Source organism: Moritella sp., assembly GCF_013215705.1.
GTDB lineage: Bacteria > Pseudomonadota > Gammaproteobacteria > Enterobacterales > Moritellaceae > Moritella.
This window is the reverse complement of sequence record NZ_JABSQR010000049.1, coordinates 1-15,807: the sequence shown is the minus strand read 5'-3', so window position 1 is coordinate 15,807 and position 15,807 is coordinate 1. Positions and strand designations below refer to the sequence as shown.

Annotated in this window: 18 protein-coding genes and 2 pseudogenes; 3 read left to right on the top strand and 17 right to left on the bottom strand. The window is 41.4% G+C overall.

Features of this window, described 5'->3' with window-relative positions:
• The 6 genes and pseudogenes from HRT96_RS21600 to HRT96_RS21575 form a co-directional block, all read right to left on the bottom strand.
• A pseudogene (locus HRT96_RS21600) lies at positions 1 to 291 on the bottom strand (hypothetical protein); the annotation flags it as partial.
• Positions 292 to 344: 53 nt separating this feature from the next.
• Positions 345 to 842, bottom strand: coding sequence for a GNAT family N-acetyltransferase (locus tag HRT96_RS21595; protein ID WP_293160710.1), 498 nt, complete (start codon positions 840 to 842; stop codon positions 345 to 347).
• Positions 843 to 935: 93 nt separating this feature from the next.
• A complete protein-coding gene (locus tag HRT96_RS21590) occupies positions 936 to 2,129 on the bottom strand; it encodes a diguanylate cyclase (protein ID WP_293160708.1) in 1,194 nt (397 codons plus the stop codon).
• Positions 2,130 to 2,359: 230 nt separating this feature from the next.
• On the bottom strand, positions 2,360 to 3,163 hold the full coding sequence (locus tag HRT96_RS21585; protein ID WP_293160706.1) for a phytanoyl-CoA dioxygenase family protein: 804 nt from the start codon (positions 3,161 to 3,163) through the stop codon (positions 2,360 to 2,362).
• 161 nt (positions 3,164 to 3,324) lie between these two features.
• Positions 3,325 to 3,723 (bottom strand): YkgJ family cysteine cluster protein, encoded by a 399-nt coding sequence (locus HRT96_RS21580; RefSeq protein WP_293160704.1) that lies wholly within the window; start codon positions 3,721 to 3,723, stop codon positions 3,325 to 3,327.
• Between the two features lie 106 nt (positions 3,724 to 3,829).
• Complete coding sequence (locus HRT96_RS21575; RefSeq protein ID WP_293160702.1) at positions 3,830 to 4,855, bottom strand: DUF2157 domain-containing protein; 1,026 nt, start codon at positions 4,853 to 4,855, stop codon at positions 3,830 to 3,832.
• 168 nt (positions 4,856 to 5,023) lie between these two features.
• Between HRT96_RS21575 and HRT96_RS21570 the strand changes: the two genes are divergently transcribed.
• Positions 5,024 to 5,947 (top strand): MBL fold metallo-hydrolase, encoded by a 924-nt coding sequence (locus HRT96_RS21570; RefSeq protein WP_293160700.1) that lies wholly within the window; start codon positions 5,024 to 5,026, stop codon positions 5,945 to 5,947.
• 118 nt (positions 5,948 to 6,065) lie between these two features.
• Positions 6,066 to 6,509 (top strand): septal ring lytic transglycosylase RlpA family protein, encoded by a 444-nt coding sequence (locus HRT96_RS21565; RefSeq protein WP_293160698.1) that lies wholly within the window; start codon positions 6,066 to 6,068, stop codon positions 6,507 to 6,509.
• Between the two features lie 94 nt (positions 6,510 to 6,603).
• Here the strand turns inward: HRT96_RS21565 and HRT96_RS21560 are convergent, their stop codons facing one another.
• From HRT96_RS21560 to HRT96_RS21510, 11 genes are all read right to left on the bottom strand, one after another.
• On the bottom strand, positions 6,604 to 7,998 hold the full coding sequence (locus tag HRT96_RS21560) for an NAD(P)/FAD-dependent oxidoreductase (RefSeq protein ID WP_293160712.1): 1,395 nt from the start codon (positions 7,996 to 7,998) through the stop codon (positions 6,604 to 6,606).
• Positions 7,999 to 8,376: 378 nt separating this feature from the next.
• Positions 8,377 to 9,714, bottom strand: a complete 1,338-nt coding sequence (locus HRT96_RS21555; RefSeq protein ID WP_293160696.1) for an SPFH domain-containing protein — start codon at positions 9,712 to 9,714, stop codon at positions 8,377 to 8,379.
• Positions 9,715 to 9,719: 5 nt separating this feature from the next.
• Positions 9,720 to 10,061, bottom strand: a complete 342-nt coding sequence (locus HRT96_RS21550; protein ID WP_293141981.1) for a methanolan biosynthesis protein EpsI — start codon at positions 10,059 to 10,061, stop codon at positions 9,720 to 9,722.
• Between the two features lie 266 nt (positions 10,062 to 10,327).
• Positions 10,328 to 10,954 (bottom strand): LysE family translocator, encoded by a 627-nt coding sequence (locus HRT96_RS21545; protein WP_293160694.1) that lies wholly within the window; start codon positions 10,952 to 10,954, stop codon positions 10,328 to 10,330.
• A gap of 720 nt (positions 10,955 to 11,674) precedes the next feature.
• Positions 11,675 to 11,980, bottom strand: coding sequence for a hypothetical protein (locus HRT96_RS21540; protein WP_293160692.1), 306 nt, complete (start codon positions 11,978 to 11,980; stop codon positions 11,675 to 11,677).
• Positions 11,981 to 12,068: 88 nt separating this feature from the next.
• A complete protein-coding gene (locus tag HRT96_RS21535) occupies positions 12,069 to 12,362 on the bottom strand; it encodes a HigA family addiction module antitoxin (RefSeq protein WP_293160690.1) in 294 nt (97 codons plus the stop codon).
• On the bottom strand, positions 12,362 to 12,640 hold the full coding sequence (locus HRT96_RS21530) for a type II toxin-antitoxin system RelE/ParE family toxin (RefSeq protein WP_293160688.1): 279 nt from the start codon (positions 12,638 to 12,640) through the stop codon (positions 12,362 to 12,364). The genes HRT96_RS21535 and HRT96_RS21530 overlap by 1 nt, the downstream gene beginning before the upstream one ends.
• A gap of 267 nt (positions 12,641 to 12,907) precedes the next feature.
• Complete coding sequence (locus HRT96_RS21525) at positions 12,908 to 13,294, bottom strand: hypothetical protein (protein WP_293141979.1); 387 nt, start codon at positions 13,292 to 13,294, stop codon at positions 12,908 to 12,910.
• A 52-nt stretch (positions 13,295 to 13,346) separates the two neighbouring features.
• Complete coding sequence (locus tag HRT96_RS21520; RefSeq protein ID WP_293160686.1) at positions 13,347 to 13,922, bottom strand: YdeI family protein; 576 nt, start codon at positions 13,920 to 13,922, stop codon at positions 13,347 to 13,349.
• A gap of 43 nt (positions 13,923 to 13,965) precedes the next feature.
• Positions 13,966 to 14,706 (bottom strand): crotonase/enoyl-CoA hydratase family protein, encoded by a 741-nt coding sequence (locus tag HRT96_RS21515; protein WP_293160684.1) that lies wholly within the window; start codon positions 14,704 to 14,706, stop codon positions 13,966 to 13,968.
• A gap of 58 nt (positions 14,707 to 14,764) precedes the next feature.
• A complete protein-coding gene (locus tag HRT96_RS21510; RefSeq protein ID WP_293160682.1) occupies positions 14,765 to 15,133 on the bottom strand; it encodes a glyoxalase superfamily protein in 369 nt (122 codons plus the stop codon).
• 181 nt (positions 15,134 to 15,314) lie between these two features.
• Here HRT96_RS21510 and HRT96_RS21505 point away from each other — a divergent pair.
• Positions 15,315 to 15,707: pseudogene (locus HRT96_RS21505) on the top strand (transposase); the annotation flags it as partial.
• Between the last annotated feature and the right edge of the window lie 100 nt (positions 15,708 to 15,807).

Sequence of the window (15,807 nt, the reverse complement as noted above, 5' to 3'; positions counted from 1 at the left end):
GCGCGGTTTATAATACGGGAAGTGTTTCCGTAACCAGTCTGAATTGGTGGCAAATAATGATTCTAACCCTTGCGCCTCTGCAGTCACAAATTCAGCTAAGGTTTCGACCTTGATCGGCGCTTGTGCTGCCACTTCTGGCATGGTGTTCAATATGGGATAGGTGATGAGGCTGTGTTCAGACCATGCATTGGCGTTACTCACCAGCATACTGCTACACAATAATACGCCTAAGATGACTTTAATCAGGCTTTTAAGCTTGTTCTTATGTTTTAAAAAAGTCGGGATAAACATAACATTCCTTTGAAATCGTCGTCTGTTGGTATTAAATGCGTATTAAGCAGCCGCTATGTGTCTTGTTTGTAAGGGTACAGTTCAACATTGAGTTCCATTGGCACATAACGAATGCCATTTACACTCAGTTCTTCCGACATGGCCTTAAATCCGATTTTCCGATAAAAGCCGAGTGCATAAATAGATGCTTTGACCCGAATTAGCCGTGCGCCACTCCTCTTTTTCATTGCTTCAACGAGTTGTTTCGCGACACCAAAGCCATGATAGTCAGTTTTGACATAAAGATGACCAATATAATGCTCTTCACGCCAACCTATATACCCTATTATATCATTATCAACACTTGCTTTAATCACTGAATAAATTTCGGGATCTTTGACCTTATCGATATCAGATTTAAACGCAATTCTAATGGCTTTCTGACCTTCTGCATCAAGTAGAGGCACAACGTGTTCTTCATTGACTGATTCACCTAATTTAAGAATTGAATCGAGATCTTTGTGGGTCACTTCTTCAAGAATAAATTCCATTTCTTCTCCACTGCATGACATTTAAATTACCTTTATGAACAACATTTTAGCAACTAAATACGGTAAGGTAAACGCCTGCACGAGAACTTGAGACTAGCCTAAACAAGTAAATTCTCAACGTAACGCAATACCGTTTTCAACCCGATCTCTTCCCTGAATTTTCGCTTGATAGAGTAAATCATCAACGCGTTTAAATAATTGCGCTATCGGCTCATCTGCGATGTATTGAGTTACCCCGATACTAGTAGTAAATGTGACCTCTTGTTGTTCATCTGTCATCACTGACGATTTACGGATAGCCTCGGCAACACGTGACGCCACTTGAGTTGCTTGCGCTAATTCTAAATGCGGCATCACGACCAAAAATTCTTCGCCGCCAAAACGCGCAATAACGTCTGAATTTCTTAACTCTCGCTTTAGCAATGACGATACTTTGACTAAAACCTTATCTCCAACCATATGGCCGTAAGTATCATTAACACGCTTAAAATAATCTAAATCGAACATCATTACACTAAATGAGCCTTGCGCAGCATTACTGTTTATTGCTATATCTGTTACTTGGCGCATCAATACGCGACGATTGATCAAGCCTGTTAGTGAATCGATTGTGGATTCGCGATAAAGTTTCATTAGCATGACCATCTGTCCAGATTGTAGCCATAAACAAATCCCGCCAAACAACACGAACAACCATAGTTTGTCGATAACTGCAGTATAGTCTCCTGTGTATTGGATATACTCAAGTATTGCTAATGGCAATGCAATGACACTTAAAAGCACAACACCTCCAGAGGTTGTCAATGGAAACAGACCTAGCATTGCAACTATTAAGTACGGTGTAAGCGTAAAGCACAAGGGTATATCTCTGTAGGCCATTGTTTGAGTCAATAATAGCTCTGTTGCCGTATAAGATAATACGGGTAATAAAAATGAAAGTGTTAATACCACTCGAGTCATATTAACCGTGCGGTAACGACGAATGAGTTGGTAAAGCCCAATGAGAACACCTGAGACTATTAACCGATTAACTAATAATAATTTAGCCTGGGCGCTGTCAAAGACAATAAAATCAAGTAAAGATGATGCTGGTACGCTAATAGCAAAAAATAAGCAGATTAATTTAAGGCGTTCGACAATATATTGGTTACGGGTTTGAATAAAGTCATTTGAATGATGACGTGTTGAAACGACGTCTTCAATGGTGCTGTATTTGGCACAGAATGACTTGCCAAAATTGTGCAATTTTTGTGGTTTATTTACCTGCTGGCGACGATCATCATTTTCTGCGTTCGATGAATTAGACATTACTTCCTCCTTGATATTATGCACAAAAAATTATTAAAATTATATTTTGCAATAATAAGCCAACGTCGATTTATAGTTTTGATCTAGTTCAATAAAAAACCATGGTTAAGTAAAACGGTACTCATCAAATACGGCGTCAGGTTTCACAGACAGGCGCGACAGTCTTGCGACTAAGTAACTATCGGCCCGCACGCTTGTGACAACAATAGTGACAACAAATGAGCCAACAATTAACACTGCGCCTTTAAGTCGAGCGTACTCATGAATAATCTCGGATCATCAATTTTATCTAGCATTGCAATGCTCGGTAAACACGCATCATCGACGTAGTCGGCAAAGTCACCCTCTGGGTCAAACACTAAGATATCCAAGGCTAATCTGTCCATGCCATATAGACCACGGTGGATCATATCCGCTGAAAAAACCAGTAAGTCGCCCGCGGCTAAGTTAATGACCAGACCGGTAGAGAGACTGTCGCTACTCACTTTACCTTTGATTTCCTGTCGTACATTAAACTCTTCTTCATTATCCCAGCGCTTATGCGTGCCAGGCACGAGCTCCATGCCGAGTTCATCAAACAAAGGCACGCGAAGATGTACTACTTGCGTCTCCTGAACGGCTATTTTTTGCTGTTCAACCTCATGGTCGTATTGACAGTCACGATGCCAAAAGTCTTTTTGTTTAGGATTAACGGGGTTAAAAAATAATTGGGTATTCATAAACGCGGGGTTAGCCGGTATCACCGATTCGACCACATCCATCATTTTTTTTGAACTGATAAAATTAAACAGCTTCAGTCTATCGTCGCACTCTAAATACTCAATACCGGTAATGACAGAAGAATTAAACGCTTCTTCCCGATAGAATTCGGCGTTGTCTTCTTTCCACAACTCATGAAATTTCGATACGACTTCTCTCAGTGCTAAAATCTCAGCCGCATTAAAATAATTTCTAATTACAAAGTAACCTTGCTCGTCATATTCGCTATTCAATTGACTTCTATTACTCTCTTTAACACCAGTTACCTTTAACACCCATTACCTCTATTTTATGATAACAACTCGGCGCCTATGCTTTTGTAAATACCAAACAAGCTATAAGGATTGAGCCGAGTTCATTGTAAATTACTTCTTCAAGAATGAATTCCATTTCTTCTCCATATACATAACGTTTTAATTTTGTTTAGCGATACCAACTACACCAACACCTGTCGTGTGTTTCTGATGTAGTAATGGATCTGCCCTTCGACTTTAACGTCAATCATTTCTTCTGGTCGGCGATCATTGGGACAAGGCATTTTCGGAGTGGTGCCAAACAGTCGGCAGATCAACGGTCGTTCCTCGTACACAGTGCAACCTTTAGGTCCCAGATGTACGCAGTTATACTCATCTAATGCAGCTTCGTGCTCAGCGTCCGTTTTATATGGCAGGCGCGACATTTCTTCTGCTGACGTCGTAACGGGTCCACAACAATCGTGGCAACCCGGCGTACATTCAAACGTCGGGATCTCTTTGCGCAGGCGTGCAAGGTCCTCTTTATTGTTATTGTTCCTGTTCTTTAACAATAATTTTATTTTTTCGTATTCCGAAACCATGATAGTTTTCTACCTAATGTCACTCGAAGATGACAATGCCTGTAAATTTACGGCGTATGTTAACATTTGTAAGTATACCACGCCTTGATTTCCGACATCCTTCACCTTACTTAGACTCTAATAGTTCACGTAATGATGTTGGTAATATACTTTGCGCTTTACTGGTAATACATTGTTCATGTTTTTGCCAAAGGATCCCAAGATAAATAATGAATAACCCCAGCAGTGTTAATGAGATTGGAAATAACCAACTGTCTATAAATATATCAGCCGCTAGGTGACCAATATAACCAGAACAGCCTATCGCGCCAAAAACAACAAACACTCTGCGAACAAGTAATACGCCAACAGCGATCATGAGTAGATTAATACTAAAGTAAATAAATTTAGACAACTCGCTATCAGAATATTGCAGGGACATTCCGCACCAAAAGGCGAGCACGCCGAATAAATATATCCAAAATGCATAGTCAGCTGTGTGTCGAGATCTAATATCGATCCAAAAGGCTAAGGCAATCATGAGTAGTCCCGTGTACATAGACACGAGTTGCCTGAGCGCCCAATCAAAATCTCCGCCCGAAATCATGGCTGTAACATCCATTGTTAAATACCAGAGTGTCACCGCAATTGGCATCATTAAAAATGGATATTTATATTTCCAAGCGAGAATAGCACCAACGGCTAACGTACTCAGTTCCATATACAACCAATGCCATTGGATATAGCGATGATAATCTCGATATACACTTTCATCAGGCCAAATGCCCAATGCATGCTGTAATCCATATACTGCTAATGGAGTCAACGCAATAACAAAAGTGGCACATATTCCGGCAGGTATCGCATACCCTTTTACTTTAAATGTATTGGTCAGTTTAAGTCCAACAACCGCATAAAATAAGGAGATAAATACAATACCGACACCACCGAATGACTCCCAGCCTAAATTCATAAACAGAGTCATTGCACCGATTGCAATCAAACCGCCCACATAATAAAGAACATGGGTAAAATCAAACTTAGGCCCTGTATTAGACTGCTTGTTGATGAATTCAATTAACTTCTCAGACTGTTCCAAAGATAAAATATTCGCTTTTACTGCGTCTTCAAGATTTTTCTTCGTTAAGTTCAATTTAGACTCCTTCCTATGACTTTATGCACAATACATTATCAATTTAAGGCCGCAAGGTAAACGGCCAGCGCTTATGCCGAACCTAATTCGAATAAACAGAACTCTGCTAGACTCACTGAGTACCGTTTGACTGCTATTCACTATCAAGTTTAAGGAAGGAATTCAACTATGACCAAACTATTTCCCTCAGTTATTATGGCTACATTCCTTTGTCTGACCAACGTCGTGTTAGCCGAGGATCATAATGCAGATAAAAAGATGTTTAAAGTAACGGAGCTCAAACCTGGGTTTCAGTTTCTGCAAGGCAAAGGCGGCAATATCTTATTATCTGCCGGTAAGGATGGTCTGCTCATTGTTGACAGTGATTACAGTGAGATGACACCGGCATTGCAAGCAATACTAGCTCAGCATAAAAGTGATTTAAAGTATGTGCTTAACACCCACTGGCATGGTGATCATACGCAAGGTAATAAGGTGCTGGGTAAAAACGCAGAGATAATTGCGCATGATAATGTCTACCAACGGCTCAATAGTCGTCAAGAAGTTAAACTGTTCAACATGGTGTCCAAACCTTACCCCGCAGAAGCATTACCGGATATTACCTTTGACCATTCGCTGACTTTACGCTTCAACGACGAGACCATTACAGCGCTGCATCTGCCGAACGGTCACACCGACGGCGACAGCATTATCTTTTTTGAAAAAGCCAATATCGTGCATATGGGTGACCATTACTTTAATGGCATGTTCCCTTTTGTTGATGTGGGTACCAACGGCAGTGTCCGTGGTGTGGTGAAAAATATTGATGGGGTCCTAGATAAAATAGCGGATGACACCATTGTCGTCCCTGGTCATGGTGCGATATCTAACAAACAACAATTGATCGCGTTTAAAGACATGTTAGTCGGTACGATCAATGAAGTTGAAGTGATGATGACCCAGAACATGAACCTAAAGGCTATGCAGGAAAAAGGCTTGAGTGAGCAATGGCAAGTCTGGGGCCAAGGCTTCTTGAATGAAAAAGTATGGATCGGTATTATCCACAGCAGCTTGACTGTATCTCGACAAACTCAGGATGCTGTTAAAAATTGACTGTAGCGGCGAACAAAACTGAAATGTTGATGTCTCACACCGCGATGAATTCTTAATGATATTAAGAGACAGGTACAAACATGAAACATTACTTAAAAAAAGCGGTATTAAAAATTAGATGAAAAAGTTAAGCCTTATATTTACCATTATCGTTCTTTCCATGCTGACAGCTTGTTCGTCTAGATCCACATCGACTTCTGCATCGACAAACGGGTCACCTAAAACCACAGCATACTCAAAATCTCATGAGCTTGTCGGTCACGCTTCTTGGTATGGTAAAAGATTCCACGGCAAGCTTACCGCCAGTGGAGAGACCTACAATATGAGAACATATACTGCCGCGCATAAAACCCTGCCATTTGGTACAGTCGTTAGGGTTATTAATACGGCTAACAGTAAGTCTGTCGATGTCAAAATTAATGATAGAGGGCCATTTGTTAGAGGCAGAGTAATAGACCTTTCTCAAAAAGCGTTTGAACAAATAGGCAGTACAAATCAAGGGGTCGTTCCTGTCAGAATAGAAATCCTGGATGACAGTAATACCTTTAGATACAAGCATTAAAAACTAGGTGCCTATGGTCTTGAAAAACACCGCAAGGCACCTATTTCAGTATACAAAATCATTAAGCCACAAAATCGTCATGTTATGTGGGTCTTTACTTTAGTTCGTCTTCGTTTTCCGCTTTTTTCTCTAGACAGCGCCCTCTCGGTTCGTCGCCCTCATGCAGCACGATGTCGGTATGCAGAAATTCAGCAGCCTCCGCAGAGCCTTTCACTTTCTTCGCGCTGCGTTCTAACATTTCGGTTTCAAACTCAGTTAACACACGGTCTCTCAAGCCAGCTTCGCGCCATTTAGACAAGGGTCTACATTCTTTGGTAATAACCCTAGCCAGTGCCAGCGCATCCAACAGCGCTTGATTCGCGCCTTGTCCTTTGAATGGACTCATAGGATGAGCCGCGTCGCCGATCAGAGTCACGTTAGCCTCTTTCTGCAACAATTCAGGCTCGAGTAGCGCGCGGTCATATACTGGATAACCAGAAACCAGCGCTTCCGACGTCGCCGTTAAAATTTCAGGAATAGGCGCGTGCCACTGACATCGACGAATCGCTTCTTCTTTTAGCGCTTTAGGGCCTTGCGCACTCAACGCCTTGGCTTCGTCTTCTGGCATTGGAAAGCTAAGCTGCCACATTACCGAGTCCGCGTCATAAGGCATGATGTAGATACGCTCATGGCCATTAGCTGTTTGGAATACCGTGGCCGAGTCGAGCAAAGCACGATCAAGCCCTTCATCTTCAAGAGCGGCCAAAGGACAGATCCCCAAAATCGCAATACAGCCTAAATAATTTAATGGTGAAACTTCATCACCAATCGACAACTTGCGTACCGAACTGCGAATGCCATCCGCTCCAACAACAAGATCTGCATGGGCGTACTTCATCTCACCTGCAACCTGAAAGCTCAGATCAACACCTTCACCCTCAGATTGTTTAAAGTCGACCAACTGGTGCCCCCACTGCACCGCATCATGTCCACCGAGTTGCTCAAGCAAAGCTAAACGCAACGACTGCCTTGCAATATGGACATTGGTGCGTGTCGGTAACTTTCTTTCGTCTGACGGCACCCATTTTCTTATGCCCCATTCACCGAGTACTTTACCTTCGGTGGTATGCACCACATGTCTGGTTGAAATTATGCCGTCCTCTAACGAGAAAATGCCCAACCCCTCAATAGCTCGGCTCGCTTGTTGCAGCGTAAGTCCATAACCTTGAGATCGTGCGTCGAAGCCGCTATCGCGTTCATAAAGTGTAAAAGGAATGCCACGGTGCAAGCAAGCCACAGCAAGGGCTACCCCACCGATACCACCACCAATAATGGCAAGGTGTGGGTAGTTTTCTGTATCTGGTCCATCAACGAAGGATGGAATAGCGGAACGGATCAGCCCGGACCCTTTGCAATTCGAGCAGGCATCAAGGTGCGGCTTAGGGCGGACAGGCGCGACACCTTCGCGGTTGGACTTTTCAAAGTGCTCTAATTCTCGCTGGTAGCGCAGTCTTACTTTCTTGCGCAGGCGCTTACTTACTTTTCCGCGTCCCTTACATTCAGCACAAATATTCCAGTGGTTCTCTTCAATCTTCAACTTTTCTACCTGCCCTATATTTAACCCGCGATTGGTTACGCTTTAATTATGTAAACTCTCAGCTGTTAAAACTCATATTGAGGCTGATGTTGAAGCCTAAACAGTTAAGCTGAAAGTTAAGGTGTGATTATAACGGTCATTACGGTCTATTACTGTTTAACTGGAGAAAACTTAGATTTTTATTGATACAGGCTGTGTTTGCGGCGAATTATGGTGCTTTCTACAGTTGGGGGAGACGAGCGTGGTTGTTCACCAAGCCAAATTAATGGCTCAGCGATTAACCTGAAAAACTTACTTATTATTATCTAAACGTCTTTTGAGATTAAGTGCGGCATCGGCAGCTAACAAACGCATGAATTCAGAACCATTACTCTGCGCATTTCCGCCTCCGATCACAATTTCAGGTACCAGACGACTGTTGCCCAGACTGTTGAATAAAGCCGTTTGGATTTGTACTTCCGCCTTTAATGTTTCATCGAAAACATATTTAGGATCCAGTGCCGCAGACTTAGCCCTTTGACGTGCTTCGGCTAATACATCCATACCCTGCGCCTCTAGGCGTTGCTGTTTCAAGATTTCTGCTTGTTCTTTAGCAAGTTCAGCTTTAACGGCCACACGTTGCTGCGCAGAAATAATCGCATTGGCTTTCACCCTTTCGGCGTCTATCTGTTCCTTAATTTTGAGCTTTTCTGATTCAGCTCTCTGCTTGGCAATGGCTTGTTCACCTAAAGCGACTTCGGTACGGGCTTGTTGTTCAGCCTTCTTTAGATTTTGTCGTGCAAGCGCTTCATCGGCAGCGGCCTGCTTTTGGGCTTCAAGCCTGGAGTTCACTTTACTCTCGTAGTCAATATCGATAATACTCGCATCAACGACCGTGATCCCATAGGCACCTAAGATAGGCGAATTACGCAATAAGTTGCCTTCTTGATCCTCTTTTATTTTAATCGTGACACGCTGCTGTTTACTTAAATTATTAAACTCACCCTTTTTAGCACGGCTGTTGGAACCAAAAATTTGCTCGGTCACAAAAATACCATTGATGAGTTGATCAGAAAAATCTTGGCTTAATTGGCCATTACCACCTGAATAGTGTTGTTCTACTGACATCATTCTTGCGGATGCTTTCACATTTTCAGTTGTCGCTCGCATCAATAAATTTGAGATTAATGTTTCTTGCGATCCAAACTCTTCGTGGATTTTAAGTAATCCCCGTAATGCGCCAGAATCACTGGCAGATACATTACCAGGTAATCTAAAGCGTGCTACGCCTCTGGCCCCCCCAGTCGTAGTATCAAGGAATCGAATTGGGATTAATGGTGCCAATGCACTCGCCGTTGCCGCTCTATCACCGGTAAAATTAATCGAGATCACTTTTTTATAGGCTGATACGGTGCCAAAAGCTTTGAAATAAGGCCCGGCTTGACTGATAACCGTGAGATTACCGGTAAATGCCGATTGATGAACCAGACGTTCGTCTGCTTCATTCCAGGCGACCATCTGTGAGATTAACGTCGCAATGACCACCAATACGATGATAAAAGCTGAAATTAAAATCAAATTACGACGCCCAATTCGGGCAATTAAAGAATTTGTTGCGACTTGTTGAGTTGGTTGAACATTACTACTCATGTTTATTAATCTCCATATTTATTAATCTCCATATTTAACTTCTTCCTGACAAAGTAGATGATCTCTTGCTCACTTAACTGAGCACAAAAACTACCGGACCTGTGCAACTCTATAAAAGTCGCCAGTATGTCTTCTTTACTTTGTGTTAATTTATCTGCATTTTCTTGATTTTGATTCTTTTCGATAAGCTGGGTGATTAATTCATCCACTATCGTATCTTCATCAAATAACACATTATATTCTTTAGATTTGCTGATCCGCCCCTTATGTATGTTGCGATAAATCACATAAAACGCTGCGCACAAGATAATAATGAGCACACTTAACCCTGTAATATATAAAAACATAATATCTACTTATATTGTTTTGAGTGTTAAAGACAGGGTGAACACGACATGCAACGCTACATTACGTGGGTAGAAATACCAACCTAACCTGCGCCAGTAAAAAACGTCTGATGATGGTTCTTGTTGGTTTTGTTGCTAATGTCGCACATAATTACGCCTATCCCACTGAGTTGCTTCTCACTCTGAAATAGTGCCCTCTTCTGCACATTCTAGGAATTCCCAGCCAATGACATGACTGGACTCGCTCTTGTTAGCATACTTATATACTAACGTTGTTTTAATGCTGCAACAGCTAAGCCCGATGTAATAAAGGTCAACCCTGCTCCAATATTTAATCCGTTAATGATTCGAGGTTTTTTCTGTAGCCAACCAGTAAGTCGTGATGCAAAAATACCCATTAACGCAAAGCCGACTGCCGTTAACAAAGCAAACCATACACCGTAAACAAGCATTTGGGTCGTGACTGAACCGAGTTCGGGATTAACAAATTGTGGAATAAATGCAAGTACAAACATGCCTGGTTTTGGGTTGAGTGCAGCGGATAAAAACCCTGTAGTGAAGATGCTAGTCAGTGGTTGTTTGTCAGTTGGTGTTAAGTTTATAAGACTTCGTGATCTTAATACTTTAATACCTAGCCAAATTAGATAACCGGCACCGATGAGCTTTACAATGATAAAGGCTAGCTCAGAAGTTTGTATTAATAATGTAAGTCCAAATGTTGCGGTTAGTACATGAAATAAAATACCAACTCCAGATGCGGCTCCGGAGAAACATGCTGCAAGTTTACCCTGGCTGAGACCACGGCCAATTGCCAAAATATTATCTGGTCCCGGTGATATAACTAAAAGCAAACACGCCAATGTATAAGTGATCCAAACTTCTATCGGGAACATAAATCCTCCTTGAGTATGCTAATGTCAAATAACGAGCTAAGTAGTGCTTGCTAAAATGTAGAACAAAGTAGAACCGAGCAAGCTCTACGTGTCCCAGTTAATTTGCCTTGTTGAACGAAGCAGCTGCGCGGCAGAGTAAACAAGCCACCGTTCATACTAACCAATAACACCGCCATTATGGTGATGCCTAATCGGTGTAAATAGTATGAATCATTCACAACAACGATTTAATTTTGTTTATGAACAACACCTTATCAATTTAAGACGGAGAGGTAAACGGCCAGCAACCATTGAGGGTTATTCTCGTGCAGTACGATGTATTAGTGCGTATTTTGATAAATCGTCCGATGATTTAACTACAGCTAATCTAAATGGTTCGAAGAAACAATGCTATCAAGCCTTCTTTCTCAAGCTTTAAAGACACGCACGCTACCAACGCTGAAATTCCTTTGGCTTATCATGCAACACGTTTTTCCGTAAGAATTACAACGAGTACGAGATTATGGTTTACGGGGAAATGCGAACAGCGAACATAATAAGGATAATGGTGATAATAAGTAATGAGGACACAATAATTTTATGATTACAATTAGCTAAGTTATCGATACTAATCGATGCCGATTTGTATCTAAGATCCGCTCGCCTTGAGTTTAGACTCAGGCTGAAGACCCGAATAAGGTATCGGCTGCGCGACACCTATTCTTGTATGTTAGTAATAATTTACTTGTGCTTAACCCACACTTCACCAACCTTTACGTGGACTTCCCTAACTGATGGACTACCAAGCGAGAAATGATTGGGAGTTTTACGTTTTTCGTTGGTCTTTGATCTCCATCGAGAAGCTAAACCTTTATTTAGAACACCATCAATCATTTCCATCTCGGTTACATTATGCTCACCTTCACCCAACACATTATGATTTTTCTTTTGCGTTATGATTCTAAAATGACCTGCCATCGTAGTTGGCCATAATACATCATCATCTTTCAGAATTAATTTAATTTTATCGGATAGTTGATAACTCATTGAGTAACTCCCTTCACATAACGCCCCTCTAATAAGTGAAGCATGACAGCCTTGGTGAATCTTAATTTAGAGGCTTGTTATATTTCGTTTACGCTATAGCAAAGTTTACTACATGCACTCGATTAAGGTTAACATTCTGTTTTGCATGCCATAAGTCATAGTTATCTTGCATCGAAAGCCAGCTCTCAGGTGTACGTCCTAATGCTTTGGATAAACGAAGTGCCATTTCCGGTGAAATTCCACTCTGCCCTTTCAAGATACGATTTAATGTTGATGATGCCACATCAAGTTGTTTCGCTAAGAAGCGACAGCTTAGGCCTGATGGCTCCAAATAAAGATCATAAATGAACTCTCCTGGGTGCGGTGGATTATGCATATTCATTAGTGATAGTCCTCGTAGTTTAAGATAAACGCATTTCCATTAATAAATTCAAAAGTTATGCGCCAGTTTCCATTTACGGTGATAGACCAAATTCCATCTCTGTTGCCTTTGAGTGGATGAAGCTTAAAACCAGGCAAATTGATATCTTCTATTGCTTGCGCGGTATCAATTGCTGCTAGCTGCATTCTCAATTTTCTTTGATGTTTAGGCTGTATGCCTGAAGCACTCCCTGTTTCAAAGTATTTCTTCAGACCTTTATGTTTAAATGATTTGATCATTTAAACAGTGTAGCGCATTGCGCATCACAACTCAAAGAGAAGTGTAAAAATCCGAATAACTGGCAAATGATAGTGGGCTAAACTTGAGCGCAGCGAAAATGTCACGCTATTTGTATCGAGGCGTATTATTGGTATCTTAGATAAGCTAGCCTTGTGCTTAATATGCAAATAAGCACCCACCAAAACTAAATTCATAATATAACGAGGGCTTCAAGCTTGTTCAACACCCAAATAAGGTGCCGACTGCGCGACACCTATTCTTATTTGCTAAGTAACACTTTTAACTTTAATTAAATAGAAAGCAAATAGTGCGATTAAAATTGAATCGAATATTATTGTTACGGCTGACTTTTCAATATACTGTTCGCCGAAAATAACAATTAATGAGATAAATGCAATTTTGCTGATGCCGACGATAACCAGGGATAAATTCCGATACACAGGCTTAAAAGCACCATAAATCAATAATACCCCCATTAAGAAAATCAAAAAGCCCCAGCTCCTCACAACAACCTCGCCCAATGGATCGCTAATTGCTTCTCCAAACATACTTATTAGCGCTGCTTGAGGTGCAAAAACCGCAAAGATCATTGAACAAGTCAGCAAACCTGCAATAACCATAATCCATTTTATTTTAGTAATAATGATGTTCACATAAACTCCTTATTTTTTGTGTCAACTAACGCCTTGCTATGCCAAATCCCACTTATTTAGGCTTTTCTTCGTGAACAAGCATGTTCATGAATTTTGCAAACCGCCTTAGTCTGGTTTCGGGTTTCTTTGCACTTATCAATCCGTACGCGATAGCATAACGACTCGATTTATTGAGAGTTTCAAAAAACTCTTTAACATTCGGCTTGCTCTCCAGTGCAGCGAGGAAGTCCGCGGGCACTTCCATTTCACTTACTACATAGGCGTTTTCCCAACGACCGTCCGCTTTTGCAGCACGAATATGCACGAGCCCTGATTCCATCATCCGGCCCTCACTTATCAAACGTTCCGCATGTTCTGTGTTCCTTTTAGACCAGTTGCTTCGCGTTTTTCTAGGAGTAATGCGCTGAAGATAGGCTTGGTCATCGATTGATTTTTTAACACCGTCGATCCAACCCCAGCATAACGACTCGATCACGATATCATTCCAAGTCACGCTCTGAATCCCAGTGTTTTTCTTGTATATCTTCACCCAGAGTTCACTTTCAGAGCCGTGATTAACCTTGAGCCACTGGCCGAAATCTTTCGGTGTTACAAATGTCATCGTTCTCAATGGATCAGGTTCAGGCATAAAATTAGATTCTCTTCGGCATCGATCCGCAATAAGTGGCAATTTATTTTTTGCCTAACATTCGCTGTAAACCTTGTGCGACAAAGTCAATTTTATCAGCACGAATAGCTCGGCGTAATGCTTTCAGCAGCTCTCTTCGCATTCTCAGTTTAGTACGTTTATGCGCTTTTAAATCCAGAGATGCGAACTGTTTAGCCAATTTTAGCGCCTCTTCGTAGAGTGCTTCTTTCGGCACTACCTTGTCTAAAAACCCAGCTTCAACGGCGGTTTGTGGATTGTACAATTCAGATAACAATACCGCTCTGTCGAAATGTGCGGGTCTCAAACGTTGACGACAAATTTCAATAGCTGAATGTGGCATCGTTAAACCAATTTCGACTTCGTTAGCCACAATTTTAACTTGCCCTTCAACACCGATACGATAATCACCAGAAAGTAATAAGAAAGATCCCATTGCCAGTGTGTGTCCATTACAAGCGATCACCACGGGTGTGGGGAAGGATAACAATCGCTTTGACAGCTCAAAGCCGCCGATCAACATAGCGAAGGTATTTATCACTCCGGTTTTTAAAATCTTTAAATCAAACCCGGCACAAAAAATATCACCATTACCCGTCAATAGGACAACGGCATTCGCTTTTTCGGCTTTATCTAAGGCTTGATTAAGCTGGCGTAACATTTCCGGTGAAATCACATTGCCTTTGCCTTTGCCATCGTCCATGACAATAGTGGCAACTGCATTTTCTATGTTGCAGCTAACTATGGTTGGTTTTACTTGTTGCATTTGTCTTCCTTAACGCTTGAATAGGAACTCATTACCAACTCAGCAGAGCCTTAATTTGTTAAGTGCTTACTGCACTAGTGAATATTAGTCGGTTACCAAATGGATCTGCAATAGACATATCCTTACTACCCCAAGGCATTTCTTGTATTTCAGGCCTAGCATGTTTATATTTTTTACCACGTAACAGATCATGGTACTGCTCTAAATTCGTTACTTGAATGCGAAGAGCCGCACCAGGACTACAATCGCCATGATGTTCAGTTATATGAAGCACACAGCCATCTTTAGAAACCTGCATATATAGAGGTAGGTCATCCTCAAATCTATGTTCCCAATCTAAATTAAACTCTAGAAATTCCAAATAGAATTCCTTGGCTTTAATTTCATCAAAGCTTCTTAAAATTGGTGTTGTATTTCCAAACTTCATTTCGACTCCTATTAACTAACAGTAGCAGCAACAACGCTTTAATATTCTTTATGAACAACACATTATCAATTAAAGGCTGCAAGGTAAACGTCCTGCAAGCATTGATGGTTATTCTCGTGCGGTTCGACACATTTCGAATTACTTTGATCGTAGTCCTGACGGTTTAACACGCCTTTTCTCTGGCTACGGTCTGCCCGCCTTACAATAACTGTCACGCTATTTTTATCGGGGCGTATTGCCCGATAAAGACATCATCGACACAAGCAATAATTCTGTGACATTCAAGTATAAAGACGGACAAACTCAAGCAACGAAAACTAGAATCTTGCCGACGTTGCAATTTCTCTGGCTTATCTTGCAGCATGTGCTTCCCAAAGGATTACAACGGGTGCGAGATTATGGCTTTTTACACGGTAATGCCACACGGCTAAGAGTGCGCATTCAAACAATATTGCTGCATCTGTTCAATTGGAAAATGCCTGAACTCGTCGCAACGATAACTGCGAAAGCAATCAGGATTTGTCCTTGCTGCCAGCATGAAATGAAGTGCGTTGGTATCACGCGAACGACCTAGCCGAAAGGCTAAACATAATAAGAATAATGGTGTTAACACTTAAGATTGGAGATGCGATAGTTATGGTGAAAATAGGTTAATTCATTGATAAATAACAGAC